General features: G+C 68.0%; 15 protein-coding genes. 5 read left to right on the plus strand and 10 right to left on the minus strand.

Annotation, left to right across the window (positions count from 1 at the left end):
• Nucleotides 1–155: 155 nt before the first annotated feature.
• On the minus strand, nt 156–515 hold the full coding sequence (locus JWS13_RS45555) for a hypothetical protein (RefSeq protein WP_241032292.1): 360 nt from the start codon (nt 513–515) through the stop codon (nt 156–158).
• Between the two features lie 136 nt (nt 516–651).
• Here JWS13_RS45555 and rsmG point away from each other — a divergent pair, with 136 nt between their 5' ends.
• From rsmG to JWS13_RS25140, 4 genes are all read left to right on the plus strand, one after another.
• Nucleotides 652–1335, plus strand: a complete 684-nt coding sequence (rsmG, locus tag JWS13_RS25125) for a 16S rRNA (guanine(527)-N(7))-methyltransferase RsmG (protein ID WP_012690670.1) — start codon at nt 652–654, stop codon at nt 1333–1335.
• Nucleotides 1336–1404: 69 nt separating this feature from the next.
• Nucleotides 1405–2418 carry a ParA family protein gene (locus JWS13_RS25130; RefSeq protein WP_087554928.1) on the plus strand — a complete coding sequence of 338 codons (1014 nt, stop codon included), beginning with the start codon at nt 1405–1407 and terminating at the stop codon, nt 2416–2418.
• Entirely contained in the window at nt 2415–3509 is a 1095-nt protein-coding gene (locus JWS13_RS25135; RefSeq protein WP_206008086.1) for a ParB/RepB/Spo0J family partition protein, read from the plus strand. The genes JWS13_RS25130 and JWS13_RS25135 overlap by 4 nt, the downstream gene beginning before the upstream one ends.
• 157 nt (nt 3510–3666) lie before the next feature.
• Entirely contained in the window at nt 3667–4365 is a 699-nt protein-coding gene (locus JWS13_RS25140) for a GNAT family N-acetyltransferase (RefSeq protein ID WP_206008087.1), read from the plus strand.
• A 16-nt stretch (nt 4366–4381) separates the two neighbouring features.
• Here the strand turns inward: JWS13_RS25140 and JWS13_RS25145 are convergent, their stop codons facing one another.
• From JWS13_RS25145 to JWS13_RS25165, 5 genes are all read right to left on the minus strand, one after another.
• On the minus strand, nt 4382–5581 hold the full coding sequence (locus tag JWS13_RS25145; protein WP_124392364.1) for an N-acetylmuramoyl-L-alanine amidase: 1200 nt from the start codon (nt 5579–5581) through the stop codon (nt 4382–4384).
• A gap of 163 nt (nt 5582–5744) precedes the next feature.
• The gene (gene trxA / locus JWS13_RS25150) at nt 5745–6068 is read right to left on the minus strand and encodes a thioredoxin (RefSeq protein WP_005249122.1); all 324 of its coding nucleotides are present in this window, start codon (nt 6066–6068) and stop codon (nt 5745–5747) included.
• A 47-nt stretch (nt 6069–6115) separates the two neighbouring features.
• The gene (gene trxB / locus JWS13_RS25155) at nt 6116–7099 is read right to left on the minus strand and encodes a thioredoxin-disulfide reductase (protein WP_087554923.1); all 984 of its coding nucleotides are present in this window, start codon (nt 7097–7099) and stop codon (nt 6116–6118) included.
• A 111-nt stretch (nt 7100–7210) separates the two neighbouring features.
• The gene (nox, locus tag JWS13_RS25160; protein WP_206008088.1) at nt 7211–8398 is read right to left on the minus strand and encodes a 4,4'-dithiodibutanoate disulfide reductase; all 1188 of its coding nucleotides are present in this window, start codon (nt 8396–8398) and stop codon (nt 7211–7213) included.
• 33 nt (nt 8399–8431) lie between these two features.
• The gene (locus tag JWS13_RS25165) at nt 8432–9403 is read right to left on the minus strand and encodes an NAD-dependent epimerase/dehydratase family protein (RefSeq protein ID WP_206008089.1); all 972 of its coding nucleotides are present in this window, start codon (nt 9401–9403) and stop codon (nt 8432–8434) included.
• Nucleotides 9404–9492: 89 nt separating this feature from the next.
• Between JWS13_RS25165 and JWS13_RS25170 the strand changes: the two genes are divergently transcribed.
• The gene (locus JWS13_RS25170; RefSeq protein WP_206008090.1) at nt 9493–10062 is read left to right on the plus strand and encodes a TetR/AcrR family transcriptional regulator; all 570 of its coding nucleotides are present in this window, start codon (nt 9493–9495) and stop codon (nt 10060–10062) included.
• Between the two features lie 3 nt (nt 10063–10065).
• Here the strand turns inward: JWS13_RS25170 and JWS13_RS25175 are convergent, their stop codons facing one another.
• The 4 genes from JWS13_RS25175 to JWS13_RS25190 all read right to left on the minus strand — a co-directional run bounded on the left by JWS13_RS25175 (nt 10066) and on the right by JWS13_RS25190 (nt 17953).
• On the minus strand, nt 10066–10815 hold the full coding sequence (locus JWS13_RS25175) for a hypothetical protein (RefSeq protein WP_206008091.1): 750 nt from the start codon (nt 10813–10815) through the stop codon (nt 10066–10068).
• A 90-nt stretch (nt 10816–10905) separates the two neighbouring features.
• On the minus strand, nt 10906–11487 hold the full coding sequence (gene sigM / locus JWS13_RS25180) for an RNA polymerase sigma factor SigM (protein WP_124392370.1): 582 nt from the start codon (nt 11485–11487) through the stop codon (nt 10906–10908).
• Between the two features lie 47 nt (nt 11488–11534).
• Nucleotides 11535–15443, minus strand: a complete 3909-nt coding sequence (gene murJ, locus JWS13_RS25185) for a murein biosynthesis integral membrane protein MurJ (RefSeq protein ID WP_206011717.1) — start codon at nt 15441–15443, stop codon at nt 11535–11537.
• Nucleotides 15444–15556: 113 nt separating this feature from the next.
• Nucleotides 15557–17953 (minus strand): DUF6049 family protein, encoded by a 2397-nt coding sequence (locus tag JWS13_RS25190; RefSeq protein WP_206008092.1) that lies wholly within the window; start codon nt 17951–17953, stop codon nt 15557–15559.
• Between the last annotated feature and the right edge of the window lie 2 nt (nt 17954–17955).

The following is a 17955-nucleotide window of genomic DNA, read 5'->3' on the forward strand; positions in this document are numbered from 1 at the left end:
CCCCGATGTTCCACGTGAAACTGCTCGGCACTCAATCGGCGCGGTGAACTCTTGTCGTCGAAGGCGACGCGGGGGCGGGACGGGTAGACATGAGGCTGCCATGTCGCGGGTGGGGCACCGCGACCTCGCCGTGACAGGATCGATTGGCTCGTCCGCTATCCGGATGTCATCTCCGTCGGGGCGACAGCGCGAGGGGTGCAGACTTCCCGGCGGCTGCGCGCTCGCTCGGCGGTTCCACGTGAAACATGCCGTGGGCGACGTCGATGCGGTGTCCGCGGTGCCCCGTTCGTCAACGGCTTATAGGCACTGGGAACCGCGGAGAGGACCGAGTACTGGACGGCGATCGTCTGATCCTCGCGGTCCCACTCCATCGTGAAGTCGACGGCACCGGACAGCGAACGGGTCGCAGCGGCGAACGCGGGCATGTCCTTGCCGTCGAGCGTGGTGATGACGTCGCCAGTCCTGACGTCCGCGGGCTCCGCGAGGCTAGGCCGGGCGGGCGTTGGAGCGCCCAACCCCTCCCCTCCCCCACCGGAAGGGGTGCGGCTCGACACTGTCCGGCGTTGCGCGTTCGAGTTGAGGGACATAGTCGCGGGCGAGGGCGGATAATGGAGAGGCTGTGTTTGTTGATTTCGCGTTATTCGCGGGAGGATGTTTCACGTGGAACCGAATGCTGGAGAGCCGGCCGAATGGGACGAACAAGCGGCGGCACGCCAGGTGTTCGGTGAACGATTCGATATTGCGGAGCGCTACTACAAGTCGTTGGCGACCGACGGTGTCGAGCGGGGGTTGATCGGACCGCGGGAGGTTCCGCGACTCTGGGAACGTCACCTTCTCAACTGTGCCGTCGTCGGCGAGTTGATCGCTGAGGGCGAGTCGGTCGTCGATGTCGGAAGCGGGGCTGGACTGCCCGGTATCCCCCTGGCGATCGCCCGGCCCGATCTCCGCATCACGTTGGTCGAGCCCCTGCTGCGCCGGTCGGTGTATCTCGCGGAGTTCGTCGAGTCGAACGGGCTGGACGTGCTCGTCGTCCGTGGCCGTGCCGAGGAGTCCGGTGTTGTGAAGGAAGCCGGCGGCGCGGACGTCGTCACTTCCCGGGCGGTGGCGCCGTTGGAGAAGTTGGCCAAGTGGTCGCTGCCGCTGATCCACGAGCATGGGAGAATGCTCGCATTGAAAGGTTCGAGCGCCGCCGAAGAGATTTCCCGTGATCGCGCTTCCCTGACTCGGTTGGGTGCTGGCAAGCTGGATATCGTGGAATGCGGGGTGGGCCTGCTTCCTGTCCCCACCGTTGTCGTTCGGGCAGAACGTTTGCCGAAACGCCGTCAGCGTCGATGACGATGAGCACGGTGGACCAGGGAGTGAGTATGTCGAGTAACGAGCGATTCCCAATTGAAGGAGTAGTCAATGTCGGGTGGGCCTGAATCCGCCGTTTCACGTGAAACAGTTTCACGTGAAACCGACCATCAATCCGACCAGGCGACGAGCTCAGGGAACGGAGACGACGGATTCACTGCCCCCTACAACGGAATCTCCGTCGAGGAGACTCCGATAGGAGCCGCCGCGCACCGCGCGAGTCAGGTGCTGCACCCGCACTCGGTATCCCTGCCGAAGCCGCCAGAACGGCGAATCCTCACCATCGCGAATCAGAAGGGCGGCGTCGGCAAGACGACAAGTGCCGTCAACCTCGCGTCCGCTCTGGCGGTTCAGGGACTGACCGTTCTGGTGATCGACCTCGACCCTCAGGGCAACGCCAGCACCGCGTTGGGCGTCGCCCACCACTCCGGTGTGCCGTCCAGCTACGAGCTCCTCCTCGGTGAGGTGACGGCCGCGGAAGCGATCCAGAAGAGCCCGCACAACGACCGGCTGTTCTGCATTCCCGCCACGATCGACCTTGCCGGCGCAGAGATCGAACTGGTCTCCATGGTCGCCCGCGAGGGACGGCTGAAGGGTGCATTGTCCGAGAAGGCACTCGGCGAGGTGGATGCCGACTTCATCCTCATCGACTGCCCGCCGTCGCTCGGACTGCTCACGGTGAACGCCATGGTCGCCGCCAAGGAGGTGCTGATCCCGATCCAGTGCGAGTACTACGCACTCGAGGGTGTGGGACAGCTGCTGCGGAACATCGAACTGGTGCAGGCGCATCTCAACCCCGACCTTCACGTGTCGACGGTCCTTCTCACGATGTACGACGGCCGCACCAAGCTGGCGGACCAGGTGGCCGAGGAAGTTCGCAACCACTTCGGGGACGCGGTCCTCCGCGCTGTCATTCCGCGCAGCGTCAAGGTGTCCGAAGCTCCCGGGTACGGGATGACCGTGCTCGATTACGACCCCGGTTCACGGGGAGCCATGAGTTACCTCGATGCGGGACGTGAACTCGCAGCACGCACCGCGCACATCACGAAGCAGGAGCAGCGATGAGTCAGACGCGTAAGGGTGGACTTGGCCGTGGACTGGCTGCGCTCATTCCTACCGGACCGACCACGACCGGCCCGGGGTTGGGTAACGCCGCCGCCGACGTCGTGATCGGGACGGACCGGCGCAACGTGCTGACCGCGCCCGCCCCGGACTCGTCGGACTCTGCGACCGACGAGAAGACCGCTCCCGCGTCCAAGGGAAGCAAGTCCAAGGGAAACAACGGAGGGAGCAACGGGGCCGACGGCGCATCTGGCAACGGCGCCCAACCCCTCCCCTCCCCCACCGGAGCGGTGTACCGGGAAATTGCTCCCGACCTGATCGTGCGGAACCCGAAGCAGCCGCGTCAGGTGTTCGACGACGACGCTCTCGCCGAACTCGTCCACTCGATCCGCGAGTTCGGGCTGATGCAGCCGATCGTGGTGCGCCCGCTCGAGGACGGCAAGTTCCAACTCGTCATGGGCGAGCGTCGGTGGCGTGCCAGCCAGGAAGCCGAGTTGGAGACGATTCCGGCCATCGTCCGTGAGACCGGCGACGACGCCATGCTCCGCGACGCACTGCTGGAGAACATCCACCGCGTCCAGCTGAACCCCCTCGAAGAGGCTGCGGCGTACCAGCAGTTGCTCGAAGAGTTCGAGGTGACCCACGAGGAACTGGCGGCGAAGATCGGCCGCTCGCGTCCCGTCGTGACGAACATGATCCGACTGCTGAAGTTGCCGATTCCCGTGCAACGACGCGTCGCGGCGGGTGTGCTGTCCGCCGGTCACGCTCGCGCGCTGCTGTCCCTGGAGGCCGGCGCCGACGCGCAGGAAGTGATGGCGGCACGTATCGTCGCGGAGGGCATGTCGGTTCGCGCGACGGAGGAGGCGGTGACGCTCGCCAACCGCAACGACGACCAGGCGCAGCCCGCCCAGCGACGCAAGCCGATCCAGATGCCGGGACTGCAGGACGTCGCCGAGCGGCTGTCCGATTCGTTCGACACGAGGGTCACGGTCAGCCTCGGCAAGCGCAAGGGCAAGATTGTGGTCGAGTTCGGTTCGGTGGACGATCTTCAGAGGATCGTTGGGATGATGGAGGCACAGAAGGCCGATTCGTGAGCGCCTGAGAGAGGTAGAAGTACCCGCGGATGATCCGTCACTGTGACAGCGGCCGCCGGCGGACCGAATCCGGCAGAACTATCGGGGGCGAAACACATTGAATACCAGAGGATGTCGAATGATCTGCGGTAGTGACATATGGAGGCTGAGCTAGCCAGTGTCGACTCACGTCACATCGCTCACTCTCGACGGCTTGGACAAACTCTCCGCCCATGCCCGTCGCTGTGTCTTCTGGGAGATGGATCCGGCGGCGATCCACAGTTCGCGCGGATTCTGCGACCAGGAATTCGAGAAGGAAGCGTGGCTTTCCATGGTCATGCTCGAATGGGGATCGTGCGGACAGGTCGCCGTCATGGACGGGAAGCCGGTCGGCAGCGCCCTCTACGCTCCCCCACGAACCGTGCCCCGCGCGCAGCTGCTCCCGACCGCTCCGGTCGGTGCCGACGCAGTCCTCCTCACGAGCCTCCGGCTCGAACCGGCCGGCGAAGAACAGAACCTCGGGACCACGTTGATCCAGGCCGTCGTGGCCGATCTGGTGCGCCGCGGTGTTCGCGCGCTCGAGGCGTTCGGGATCCGCAATACCGAGGAAACCGGGCCGATCGACACAACGGGACTGGCCTCGGCTACCGCCGCCCGTGAGTGCTCCCCCGAGGAGTGCATGATCCCGGCGGACTTCCTCGAGGACAACGGCTTCGAAATCGTCGCGCCCCATCACCGGTTCCCGCGACTGCGGCTCGAACTGAACCGGGACCACGGATGGAAGGAAGACGTGGAGGCCGCGCTGGAGCGTCTCATCCACACCGCATCCGTGAGCCTGGTTGACATCGGTGAGCGGACACCCGTCGGAGCGCACTGAGCGCTCGGGCGGGAGATTAGAAGCGTTCGGAGGAAGACAGCTCTTCGGCGAGCAACTCCGCGAAAGTGAACGTTCCGGTCGGCTGATCGTCCTGACCGAGCAGGTACAGACGCTTCACGGAAATCAGGATCGCCTCGGCGATGGCGTCGCGCGCCCGCGGGTTGGAGAGAACCGTGGCGTCCAATTCGTTGGTGAGGTACCCCAGGTCGATCTGCACGGTCGGCATGTTGGTCAGACGCAGCAGATCCCAGGTGCGGCCGTGGGTGCGGCAGTCCTGCAACGGCGTCCGCGCGACGATCTCCCGCTGGATGAATCCGGTGAGTACCTGACCGATCATCGACGTCGAACCGTGCGAGTTGCCGAAGTGGAAGCTGGCGACACCGTTCGCGGACGGGCTGGTGTTCCCGTCGCAGCGCAGCGAGATCATCAGGTCGGCATCGAAGGCGTTCGACGTGGATGCGCGTTCGACGTCGGTGGGGTTCTCGTGGTGCGGGCGGGACAGGAACGTCTCCATCCCCGTGGCGGCCATGCGACCTTCGAGTCGGCTGGCGAGATCCCACAGGATGTCGGACTCCGAGATCGTGCCGTAGGGGGAACGGACGATGGTGCCGTAGGTGTTGCCGCCGAGGCCCGGATCGATGACGATCCGCTTGCCGCTCAGCTGCGGTCCCGAGCTACGGACCATTTCTTCTTCGCTCATCGCGTGCGGTGACCCACCGGTGACGCGGGTGCCGAGCAATTCGAGCGACCGCAGGGTGGCGGGACCGCAGATGCCGTCGGCGACGATCCCGATCTCCCGCTGGAACGAGGACAGGGAGTCGTGGGTCTGCGGGCCGAAGAAGCCGTCGACGCGGCCGACGTAGAAACCGAGGTCCTGCAGGCGGGTCTGCAGGGTGGCGACGTCGTCGCCGTAGAGCGGTGCGGACAGCTGGTAGATCAGCGTGCGCGCGCCCAGGCGGTACGACGCCTCTTTCATGGACCGGTAGGTGGCCGGGCCCACGATTCCGTCGACGAGGAGCCCACGCTGCTGCTGGAAGGCCCGTACGGCGCTGTCCAGGTGATGATCGAACACGGCGTCGGGGGCGATCCAGTGAGATCCGTTGATGCCCTCACGCCGGGTGCCGGGCACACCGTTGTGCAGGAAACCGAGACCGGCCAGAGTGCCCCGAATCTCAGCGACGGCCGGACCATGGTCGCCGTGACGGAGTCGGTGCATGTTTCAGGGCCTCTCAGTCCGAATCAACGAGAAATACGAATCTCGGTACAAACAAAACGATCGATGTGCCCGGTCGGTCTAGCTGATGCGACTGGAGCACATCGATCGATTGTCTCAGAGATTCCCACAAAATCGGGAATCGCGCTGGGTGTTCGGGTGTCGATCAGAGAACGTCGGCGAGCTCTTTCAGCAGCGCAGCCTTGCCCTTGGTACCGACGATCGTGTTGATCGGCTTGCCGTCCTTGAACAGGATCAGCGTGGGGATCGACATGACCTGGAAGTCGCGGGCAGCGCCCGGGTTGGCGTCGATGTCGAGCTTCGCGATGGTCAGCTTGTCGCTGTGCTCACCGGCGATCTCCTCCAGGACGGGGGCGATCATCTTGCAGGGGCCGCACCAGGTGGCCCAGAAGTCGACGAGGACGGGCTTGTCGCTGGAAATGACGTCCTGCTGGAACGAATCATCGGTGATGGTGACGGTATTCGACACGGGAATTTCCCTTACTCGAGGTGGGTAGGTGTGTGTGGGTGGCCGGCTCAGGCGTCGACCGGTGAGCCGGCGGCCGCGACGGTGTTGGCGGTGATGTCGCCGCGCTCGGCCAGCCAGCGCTCGGCATCCATCGCCGCGGAACATCCGGTGCCGGCAGCGGTGATCGCCTGCTGGTAGATGTGATCGACGAGGTCGCCTGCGGCGAAGACGCCGTCCACGGAGGTGGCCGTGGTCGGGTTCTGGACGATCACGTAGCCGGCCTCGTCGAGGTCGACCTGACCCTTGACCAGTTCGCTGCGCGGATCGTGACCGATGGCGACGAACATGCCGGTGACGTCCAGCGTGGACGTCTCACCGGTGACGGTGTCGCGGATCACGAGGCCGGTGACGCTGTTCTCCCCCAGCACCTCGACGGGTGCCGCGTTGGTCACGAACCGGATCTTCGCGTTCGCCTTGGCGCGCTCGAGCATGATGCGGGACGCGCGGAACTCCTCGCGGCGGTGCACCACGGTGACGCTGCGCGCGAAGCGGGTCAGGAAGGTGGCCTCCTCCATGGCGGAGTCGCCGCCGCCGACCACGACGATGTCCTGATCCTTGAAGAAGAATCCGTCGCACGTGGCGCAGGCGCTGACGCCGCGGCCGAGCAACTTCTCTTCCCCGGGAATCCCCAGGTAGCGGGCTGCGGCACCCATCGCCAGCACGACCGCGTGCGCCTGGTAGGTCTCGCCGTTCACGACGACCTTCTTGATCGGGCCGGTGAGGTCGAGTTCCTCGACGTCCTCGGTGCGGATGTCGGTGCCGAAGCGCTTGGCCTGCTCGCGCATCTGGTCCATCAGGTCGGGTCCCATGATTCCCTCGCGGAATCCGGGGAAGTTCTCGACCTCGGTGGTGGTCATGAGGGCGCCACCGAACTGGGTCCCCTCGAACTGCAGCGGCTCGAGTTCCGCGCGCGCCGCGTAGACGGCAGCGGTGTATCCGGCAGGTCCCGAACCAACGATGATGAGTTCATGAACCGTCGATGGAGTGGTCATGCGGGCCTTCCAGTAGTGAGGGGTGCTCAGTCGTATGGATCAACACAAGACTAAAGGGTGTTGTTCCCGGACTGCAGGTGATACCGGTCGCTCCCCTCGCAGGCCACGTGATCAGCGCAGTGTCTCCCGGATGACGCAGCGCGTGCCCGTGTAGATCGTGGGCATGCATTTGTTGCAGTGGATGCACAGTCCCTCGGCGACGTGCCGGTCGCGGAACTTGTTCACGAGGTCCGGGTCGCGGAGCAGGGCGCGGGCCATTGCGACGAACTCGAATCCTTCGCCGAGCGCGTTCTCGATGGTGGCGAGCCGGTTGATTCCGCCGAGGAGGATCAGCGGCATCGACAGGGCGTCGCGGAACTGCCGGGCCATCGGCAGGAAGAAGGCCTCCTCGAACGGGTAGGTCGGAAAGATGCGCGGCCCGTACATCTTCAGTCCCCAGCCCACCAGTTTCGGCTGTGAGGCAACGAATTCCGCCATCGGGACGTCGCCGCGGAAGAAGTACATCCCGTTGAGCAGCGAGCTGCCGCCGGTGAGCTGCATCGCGTCGAGGTGCCCGTCGGCTTCGAGGAGCTGGGCGATGCGGAGACTGTCGTCGAGCCACAGCCCTTTCGGGACACCGTCCGTCATGTTGAATTTGGCGGTGACGGCCACCGAGTCGCCGACGGCGTGGCGCACCCGCTCGAGCACCCGGCGCGGGAACGCCGCCCGCCGCTCCAGGCTGCCCCCGTACTCGTCCGTGCGCCGGTTGAGATTGGGGCTCATGAACGAGCTGAGCAGATAGTTGTGGCCGAGGTGGACCTCGATCGCGTCGAATCCGGCGTCGACGGCGTTGCGCGCCGTGTTCTCGAAGTCGTGCGTGACGTCGTCGAGTTCGTCCCGGGTGGCACCCCGCACGAGGCCCATCGCGGGCGGGCTGAGGCGAGTGGACGGCGCGAGGGTCTTGGTGCGGTTGGACAGCGTGTTCGCGACCAGACCGGCATGACCGATCTGGGCAGCGGCCAATCCCCCTTCGGCGTGGACGGCGTCGGTGAGCCGACGCAGGTCGGGGACGTGAGCGCGGTCGAGCACCAGGGTGTTCGCGTGGACGCGTCCGCCGGGTGAGACGGCGCAGTACGCGACGGTCGTCAGGGCGGCCCCGCCGCGAGCGACCTCGGCGTGGAAGTCGACGAGCCGGTCGGTGACCCGGCCGCGGGGCATGACGCCCTCGAACGTGGCGGCCTTCACGATGCGGTTGCGCAGCGTCAGGGGGCCCAGGCGGGCCGGCTCCCAGATATCGGGCTGCGGTGGTGGAACGGTCATGGTGGTCTGCCTTCGGGGGGAAGTGATGGGTGCTCAGGCGAACGTCGCGGCCAGCGCCGCGCGGGCCGGCCGCCAGGTGAGTCCGAGTTCGTCGCGGGTTCGCGAGTCGTCCGTCGGGGTGGCCGAGGTGAGGAGCCAGGCCGCCTCGTAACCGAGCCCGGGGCTGAGGGGTGTGAGCCTGCCGATCACGTCGGCGATCCGCCCGATGGTGCGAAAGGCGCTGCCCGACAGCGGGATGCGCCGGATACGACGACCCGACGAGTGTTCGAGGACGTCGACGAGCTGATTGAACTCGACGAGTTCGCCGCCGCAGACGTACCGGCGGGGACCACGGCCGGGGTGCATCGCGGCGGCATGGACGGCGGCCACGTCCCGCACGTCGATCATCTGCATGCCGCCGTCGAATCGGGGCGCCACCCCGCCGCCGACGATCGCGCCCCAGCCCTGTTCGGTGACCCCCTTCGTGGTGCCGAGGCCGGGGCCGACGACGCTGGTCGGGTAGGTGATGACCACCGGGGCGCCCGCGTCCTGGAGCGCGCGGGCGATGCGGTCGGCGGCGGCCTTGGTGCGGCCGTAGGCGCTGCGGCCCGACGCCGTCGGACTGTCCGGGCCGATGACGGCGTCGGGCGACGGAAACAGGGCGCTGAAACTTGCGACGTGGACGATCGGATCGAGCCCGAGGAAGGCCGCGCGGGTGAGGATCGCGGCGGTGGCCTGTGTGTTGATCTCCCACATCAACTGTTCGCGGCGGTCGTCGGTGCCCACCACCCCGGCGGCGTGGAGGAGTGCGTCGCAGCCGACGAGCAGGCGCGACACCGTCTCGGCGTCGCGAATGTCGCCGACCACCGGTTCGATCCGTGCGGCGTCGGCCCCGGCCGCGGCGAGCAGGGCGTCAGGAGATTCGGTGGGGAGAACGAGGAGCCGAACCGTGTGGCCGTCGGCGAGCAGCGCCAGTGTGGTGTGGGCGCCGACGTAGCCGGTGCCACCGGTGACCGCGATCTTCATGTATCCGCCTCGTTCGAATTACGGTGCCACTGGACTCGTAATGGGTACGATATAGCGCGGACGGCACTTCTGTCCCACAATTCGAACCAATGAATGCAACCGGAACCGGCCGCCCCCGCGACCCACGGATCGACACCGACGTCCTCGCGGTCACCCGCGCGATGCTCGTGGAGTCGGGCTGGGAACAACTGAGCATGCGAGCCATCGCGACGCGGTCCGGGGTGAGCAGGGCGTCCATCACCCGGCGGTGGCCGTCGAAGGCGCACCTCGTTCTCGACGCGATCCTCGGCGCGACACCCGACCTGACGCCGTTCGAGGGCACCGATCGCGAAGGCTGGATCCGCTGGGTGGTGACCGGCAGCGCCGAACTGTTCTCACGGCCGGAGGTGCGGGCGGCCACGCCGGGACTGCTGGCCGCGATACGGGACCACGACGATCTCCGGACCGCGCTCTGGCGGGGATTCAGCGGGCCGAGTACTCAACTGTTCGGGGGCGCGGATTCCGGGGAGTCGAGCACCGCGACGGCCGTGCTGGTGCTCGCCGCAGGCGCGGCCCTGTTCACGAGCCTGATCGCCGTGGAAGACGACACTCCGGAACTGCGGGCGAAGATCCTCGAGTTGCTCATGCCGGTCGCCCGCTCGGAATCCGAAAGAGACTGAGGGTCAACCGATGTCGGTGACGGCGATCGTGGCCGGATCGCCCGCGCCGCACTCGCGGCCCACCACCAGGGCGGTGATCTGCGGCGGACGCGGCGCGGCCACCAGGAGCAGTACCCCGGGAACACCGTCGACGCGGACCTCACCGGAGCCGAGAAGGGCACGGTCCGGCTCGATGCCGTTGGCGTGCAGGCAATCTGCGAGCCGATCAGGATCCTCGAGCGGTCCGAGCTGCCGCGAGCCGATCACGGTGAGGAGGCGTCCGGAGTCGAGGTCCGAGCCCAGTTCGAGGACCGCCGGTGCCTGCGAGGTCTCGGAACCGGGCAGGGCAACGGGCGGCGGCTCGGATTCCCGGCCGTCCGGTACGACGACCGCGACGGCCACCACGACCGCTGCCGCCGCCGCAAACGTTCCCGCGGCAGCGGCAGCCCACTTCCGGCGCCGGGCGAGCGGCACCACGGTCGCCTCGGCAGGGGTGTCGCGTTCCGCGGCGAGGGCACGGTTGATGCGGTCGGCGATGTCGGCGGGGATCGGGGTCGAGACGGAATGGTCGCGGCCGAGCGCACCGAGCTGATCCGTCACCCGGTCGAGGGCGTCGATGACGGCCATCGACTGCGGGTCGCTGCGGACGAGTGGCCACAGGCGATCGCTGACCGACTCCGGAAGCACCCCGGCATGCAGATCCGCGAGTAGGTCCTCGGAGTAGGGAGGTTCGGGCAGCGCGGCATCGGACGGCTCGGATTCACGGTCGGCCATGGCACCTCCTCACCGAGTCATCGTGGTCCGGGACATGGTCCGGGACGTCAGGACGCTTCCCCGCTCCTATTACGTTTTGACGCTGCGGAGTCATGATCGGTTCCCCTCCACCCGAAAATATTCGAGAGAGGCGGCCAGTTTCTTCCGGCCGCGGGCGCAACGGCTCTTCACGGTGCCCTCCGGAACCCCGAGAAGCGCCGCGGCCTCGCTGGTCGATCGGCCCTCGAGGTCCACGGCCACGATCGCGGTCCGTTGATCCGGCGGGAGCTGCGCCAGAGCGCGCTCGACCACCAGGCTGAGCTCCACCTCGGAAACGTAATCGCGGGCGTCGCGCGGTTCGTCGTCCTCGTCGGCGGACAGGGACACCGCCGGACGGGCCTTGTTGCGGCGGATGCGGTCGAGGCAGGCGTTGACGACGATCGTGTGCAGCCAACTGCGGACCGCGGCGTCCCGGCGGAACGAGCCCGCGTTGCGATGCGCCGACAGCAGCGCCTCCTGCAGGGCGTCCGCCGCGTCCTCGGTGGTGTAGCTGGTGCGTTTGGCGACGTGCCACAGGTGGTCGTAGTGCCGTCCGAGCAGGGTCTCGAAGGCGTGCCGATCGCCGGCGACGTGCGCAGCCAACAGGTCGACGTCCGAGGGCTCACCCTCGGAATCCCCCCGGAAGATTCGCACCGGCGGATGTTAGCTCAGTTCGCCGGTCCGCGAGCATCGGGTGCCGACTACGTGGAGGCGTTGAAACCGATGTCGGCGATGGACGATTGGTTCGTGCCGCGGGAATTGCTCAGGCCGGTGATCCACACCAGGACGTTCTTGGTGGGTCCCTCCGACTTGACCGGGATCTCGGTGACACCGTTGCCGAGGACCTTCGAACCGAGCACCTGCGTCTGGTCGAGGGTCGGGTTCTCGGACGGGGCGCTGCGGATCTCGACGTTGGTGCCCGGGGTCGGCGAGTTGATCCACACGCTCGACAGGGTCGCCGGCTCGTCCAGCGTGACCATCAGGCCCACACCGTTCTTCAGCGCGGGGAACGGCTGGAAGTACGAGTCGGTGCTCCACACGGTGGACGTGTTGCCGTCGATGGCCAGCCGGGCGTTGGCGGCGGAGTCGGGTGTGCCCTGCGGCGAGAACACCGTCGCGCCCGAGGGCTTGATCGGTGCGACGTTCGCCGCCGGGGCGGGCGCGGCTGCGGTCGACTCCGGGTTCGGTGGGGCCTCCGCCGAGGTGGTGAGTCCGAAGTCCTGTTCGGTGAGCGGCGCGTCGGAACTGCTGCCCGTGAGGAACGTGGCGAGCCAGAAGCCCAGCAGCGCCAGCACGATGATCGTGACGACCGCCAGGCCGACGAGCGCGGCGATCATCCGGTTGGACTTCTTCTTCTCCGCCTCCAGCGCTTCCGGGTCGGCGAGAGCGTGACCGGACGGGCCTGGGGCCCGCTGCCCGAGCCGCAATACGGGGATGAACTCGGTCTTCTCGTTGACGACGGACGCCTGATCGAGGATGTGCTGCACGGTGGCCGCCGTGCGGATTCCACCGTTCGGTTCGAGCGAGCGCAGGGCCACCGCGGAGATCTCGAACGGGACCTCCGGCCGGATCACCCGCGGTCCGATGGGCTGCCCGCTGGAGTCGCGGTCGGCCAGGCGCATGCCGCCGACGCTGCCCGGGCGCTGCGAACCCGACGGATCACCCGCGGGTGCGGACGGGTCGCCGAGCGGCCAGCGGGCGGTGATGAGGGCGTAGAGCATGGCGCCCAGTCCGCGCACGTCGGAACTCGAGTCGGAGTCGGCGAGCGTGGCCGGGAACGCCAGCACGGCATCGCCGTTGATACTGATCCGGACGCGGTCGGGATGGTCGATGGACAGTGCCCCACCGGCCCGGTGCGCGGTTTCGGCGGCAGCGGCGAGTGCGCGGATGGCGCTGGCGGCGCCGATCGGAGACGGCTTGGTGTCGGCCATCTCCCGCAGCGAACGGCCCGGAGTCCACTCGGCGACGACGATGCCGCCGGAGCTTCCCCGGACCACGTCGAGGACGCGGGCGAGACCGGGCGAATTGATCCGGCCCAGTCGCAGGGTGCGCGACAGGATTGCCTGCGGGCCTTCGGGACCGGCCGAGGTGGAGCGCTGCTCGGCATCGACGAACGTCAGGGCAACCTCTCGGTCGAGTTTGACGTCCAGCGCCTGCCAGAACTGCAGTCCCCGCGAACCACCGTGCGGGGTCAGCAGGCGGTAGCGGCCACCGGCGACGGAGGCGCCGGGAATGAGCTTGGGGCCACGGGGAGTACGACGCGGGCCCGCTCCGGGCTCACGACCGGGTGCGGGTGTGATCGGGATCACGCCGGTGTCGTAGCTGAGATCCCGTGCGGGTGCGGAGCCCATGTGACGTGTGTCTCGACGCTCGTCGGCGGGCGACTCGCCGGAGTCTTCGGCGGGGGTCTTCGGCGCAGCCTTCTTCGCGACGTCGGCCCCGGTCTCCTTGCTCTGCGCAGGTTTCGGAGTGTCGGCAGAGCCCGCGGACGCGTCGGCGGTCTTCTTTTGCGAGGTGTCCGCGTCCTTCTTCTGCGGTGCGTCGGCGGCCTTCTTGTCGGACTTCGCAGAGCCGGTGGAGGCCGACTCGGACGAGATCCGGGTGGTCGGGGCGTCGACGCCGTTGGATGCGGCGGCCGAATCGCGTTCGGACGCTTGCACCGTAGAACTCCCGGCTCTCTTGCTGCCGGCCACGTCGTCGTCGCTCACCCTCACTCCTTCATTTTCGAATGCCCAACTCCGACCGTTACCGGGCGGCGATCCGACCCGCTCGTGTCCAGGGTACGGGAGTCCACCGGGTCGTTCGATACCACGCGGCTGTCCTCCGACGTCGCGCGGTGTGGCACGGACCACTGGAATCAGTTCTGTTTCGGCGTCCGCGAGCGGGTCGACTTCCGGTTCCGGTGCGGCGCCGCGACCGCGCAACGCGCGGACCTTGCGGGCGACGGCGACGGTGATGGACACGATTTCGGGGATCTTCGCGAACCAGAGGATCGCGAACGTGACGACGAGCATCAGCACGCCGCTGATGGCGACGCGGACCATGGAACCCGGTCCGCCGAACAGTTCGGTGAGCCGGTCGAGTTGCAGCAGCCGGTCCGCGCCGAGCATCGCGAGGGCGCCCGCGAGGGACGCGAGGACCACCACCCACACGGTCTTGCCGACGTTCGCCATCTGGAGATTGCCGAGGCTGCGGTGCAGCAGATACCCGCCGACGAGGGCGCCGGTGATGTAGCCGAGGCCGTTGGCCACGCCGAGCAGGATCACCACCTGGTCGTCGCTCGAGGCGATCATCGGGGTGAGCGCGGACAGCGCGATCTTCACCGCGGTGATGCCGAGGACGATCCACGTGGGAGTCCACGCCTGCTCGCGGGCGTAGAACACGCGGAGCTGGATCAGGACGAGCGAGTACGGGATGAGCGTGAACGCGGACCAGCTGACGGCCTCGCCGAGACGTTCGGCGTCCCCGGACCCGAAGTTGCCGTACCCGTACAGCGCCTGACCGATCTCCGGTCCGGCGAACGTGAGGAACGTGATGATCGGGATCAGGGAGATCATCGTCAGCCGGGTGGCGACGGACAGGTCGTCGACCACGGCGGGGGTGTCGTCGGCGGCGGCGTTGCGGCTGAGCCGCGGCATGATCGCCGTCAGCACCGTCACGCCGAGCACGCCGTACGGCAGCTGCAGCAGCAGCCACGCGTTGTTGTAGATCGCGGGACCCGACGCGTCCGCGTGGGACGAGATGCGGGTGGCGACGATCATGCCCGCCTGGCTGATCAGCACGTACAGGATGATGGCGACGGCCATGCCGCCGAACTGTTTGAGCCGGTCGTCGAGGCCCCACAGCGGTTTCAGTGAGATGCCCTCGCGCCGGATCGCCGGCACCAGACTCATCGCCTGCACCACGACACCGAGCGTGACGCCCACACCGAGGACGAGCAGTTTCGGGTCGCTCATCCGGACCGGATCGAGGGTGATCTCTCCCGGGGTGGCGTAGTAGATCACCAGCACGGTGAGCATCACGACGTTGTTCAGCACCGGAGCCCAGGCACCGGGTTTGAACACCTGCCGGGTGTTGAGGATGGCCGTGAGCAGCGCCGACAGTCCGTAGAACAGGATTGCGGGCAGCAGTAGATAGGACAGGGCTGTGGTGAGGGACGTGTTCACCTTGCCGTCGGCCGACAGGAAGACGTGGGTGGTGAGCACGGGCGCCGCGGCGGTCGCCAGCAGCGCCGCCGTTCCGAGCAGCACACACGTGGCGGTGAACAGGCGCCGCACGAACGCGGCACCCTGGTCCGGGTCCTCCCGTTCGGCGCGCACCAGGACTGGCACCACGATCGCGGTGAGCACCGCGCCCAGCACCAGTTCGGAGATCATGTTCGGGATCTGGCTGGCGACGGTGAACGAGCTGGCCACCGACCCACCCAGCAGCGTCAGGACGAGCAGCTGCTTGGCGAATCCGGTGATGCGGCTGACGAGCGTCGCCACCGCGATCGACCCGGTGGACGCCAGCAGTCGGGAGTTGCTCTGCTTCTGCGGCGCCGTCGACGGCCCGGAGTCCTGGGCCGGAGGCGGCGGCGGGGGGTCGACCCGGATGGCCGCGAACTGCACCGTCGGTGCCTCGTCCGGCCGGATCTCCCGAGCCCAGTGGTCCCGCTCCCACGGCGCGACCCGGGGATGGGAGCGATCGGGAAGCCTCTGGCCCCTACTGGGCAAGTTCCCGGTCATGAACGTTCGTACCCTTCGTCAGCTGGATCCGGCTGGCCGCGGAATCGATGCCACAGCCGGCGGCCGGCGAGGAACAGCAGCAGAGCACCCGCGCATGCTGTCAGTATCGCCAACGCCTGCCCGTACGCGTTGGACCGTACCGTCACGCTGGTCGGCTCTCCCAGTTGCTGTCCATCGGCCGTGGTCAGAGAGAATTCGACGACGAGCTTGCGGGAGTCGTTTGCCTCGGTGGGAACGGTGAGCGTGCGACTGCCCCGCGGAGGCAGCGTGGTGGGGCCGATGTCGGTGATGGTCATCCCGGACGGCGCGTCCACCTGCAGGCGGACGGTGATCCCGACCGGGAGGTCGTTTCTGGCGACCAGCAGCAGCGGGCTCTGCTCCGACGCCAGCGTGTAGACACCGCCCGGCGACACGACGGTCACGGCCCCGAACATGTCGTCCATCGTTTCGGCGACCTCGTCGGCGCGCGTGTCCGACGCTTCCTCCGCGGACCGGCGTTCGTCGTCGCGACGATGCGCGAGGCTCATCGACCGCACCAGGTCCTCGCGGAGCGGCGCGGTGAACCGTTCCGGGGTGAGCGGGGCCTGCGGGTCGTCGACCAGCGCCGCGTTCAGTGCCTCGATCCGGGGCATCTGCGTGGCGGCGGCGTCGCGGATGTGGGCGGGGACGCCGTCCTCGGCGGCCTGATCCGGGTAGTCCAGGCTCGCGATCTCGGGTGATCCGGGCTGACGGCCCAGCAACGACGGCAGCGGCCGGGGTGTCGCGAGGCCGGAGCGCATCAGCGACGACACCGTCGACAGCAGCGTCTTCGCGTCGTCGGCGCCGGCGGTCCACAGTTGCGGCGGCACCACCATCAGCGATCGGGGGACGCCGGCGGCCCGGGCGGCCTCCGGTTCGAGGGCAGACCACGACACCGCACCGAGCGCGTCCTGCAGCCGGGCCGTCTGGGAATCGTCCGAGAGGTCGTACCGGGCGCGCTGGGGGGTATAGGACGGAGTCTGCGGAGTCGTCCCCATCGCGGCGAGCGCCGTGCCGACGGACGGATCGAACAGCAGCGCGTCGACGCTTCCGGTGGCCGTCGGTGTCTCGGTGGCCGCCGGCGTGGTGGTCTCCCCATTCGCCGGGACGGGGGCTGCGGGCGGTGGTGTCGCCTCGATGACGTGGGCGCTTTCCCGGGGCGCGGTCGTGTCGACGGAGTTCGCGGCCACGAGTGCAGTGGTCGCGTCGTCGCCGCGGAGCATCTGCGCCGTCGCGTCGTCGAGCACGCCGGCGTCGCTCCACACGAAATTGCGCAGCGACGTGACACCGAGCACATTGTCGACGATGTCGGCGGGGGCGTCGACGGCGGTCGCGGTGAGGTCGGCGTTCCCGACCTCACCGATCGCGGACAGGTCGGCCTGCGCGAACGGCACCGACGTGGTGCACATGGACGCGGCCAGCGTCCGGGCGCGCTCGAGCCATGCCGACGCGGCATCCTTGCCTGTACCCTCGTGCGCGGAACCGGTGGGATCGGACGGGTCGTCCACCACCAGATAGCCGCGGGTCATGTTCTCGACGGTGATCAGCAGGTCGGGGTCCACCGCCAGGCACAGACTGTCCCGCAGCGTGTGGTCCCGGTCGACGCTCTCCCGGGTGGCGAATTCCGCCGCCCCCAGCAGTTCGTCCAGTCGGCCGCCGTCGTCCAGGGAGGTCGCGAGGTCGTCGTCGACGAGACGCACCGGTTCGGTGACGGAACCGGCGACACCCGCCGCCAGCCGGGGGCGGTCGGCGAGGGGCCACATCATGGTGACGGCGACGGGACTGGAGATGTCCGGGGGCACCGCCGGAGTGCCGGGGACCCCGAACACGGGCAACAGGAACCGGGCGTCGTCGAGGCGCGCGGCGCCGCCGTACTCGGGGGTCCCGTTCACGTTCACCATCAGCGGGTACACGCCGGGTTCGGTGATGTCGAGGGAGAGGTCGGTGTCGGAACGCAGCGGCAGCGACAGCGTGAACTGCTTGCTCTGGCCCTCGTCGAGGCGGCCCGCGACCGTGTCGAACATGCCGACCGTGTCGTAGCGGGACTGATCGAGGGTGAGGGACGTGCGGAGGCCCTCGCTGCTCGCGACGGCGGGAGCGCGTTGCAGTCGCACGCTGACGTCGCGGACCGTGCGGTCGCCGATGTTCTTCACCGAGCCCGTGACGGTGACGATCGGGTCGCTGGTGGTGGTGACCGTGGACGGGGTGACGTTGTCGATGTGCAGTTCGAGGAACTCGGGGTCCTCGTCGACGAGCTGGGTCCCGGCGCTCTCCGGCGGCACGGGTTCCTGGGCCGACGCCACCACGGTGCTGGTGGGAGCCAGAACGACCGCGAGTGCGGTCAACGTCACGGCACCGACCCGACGCAAAGCCATCC

Source organism: Rhodococcus pseudokoreensis, assembly GCF_017068395.1.
GTDB lineage: Bacteria > Actinomycetota > Actinomycetes > Mycobacteriales > Mycobacteriaceae > Rhodococcus_F > Rhodococcus_F pseudokoreensis.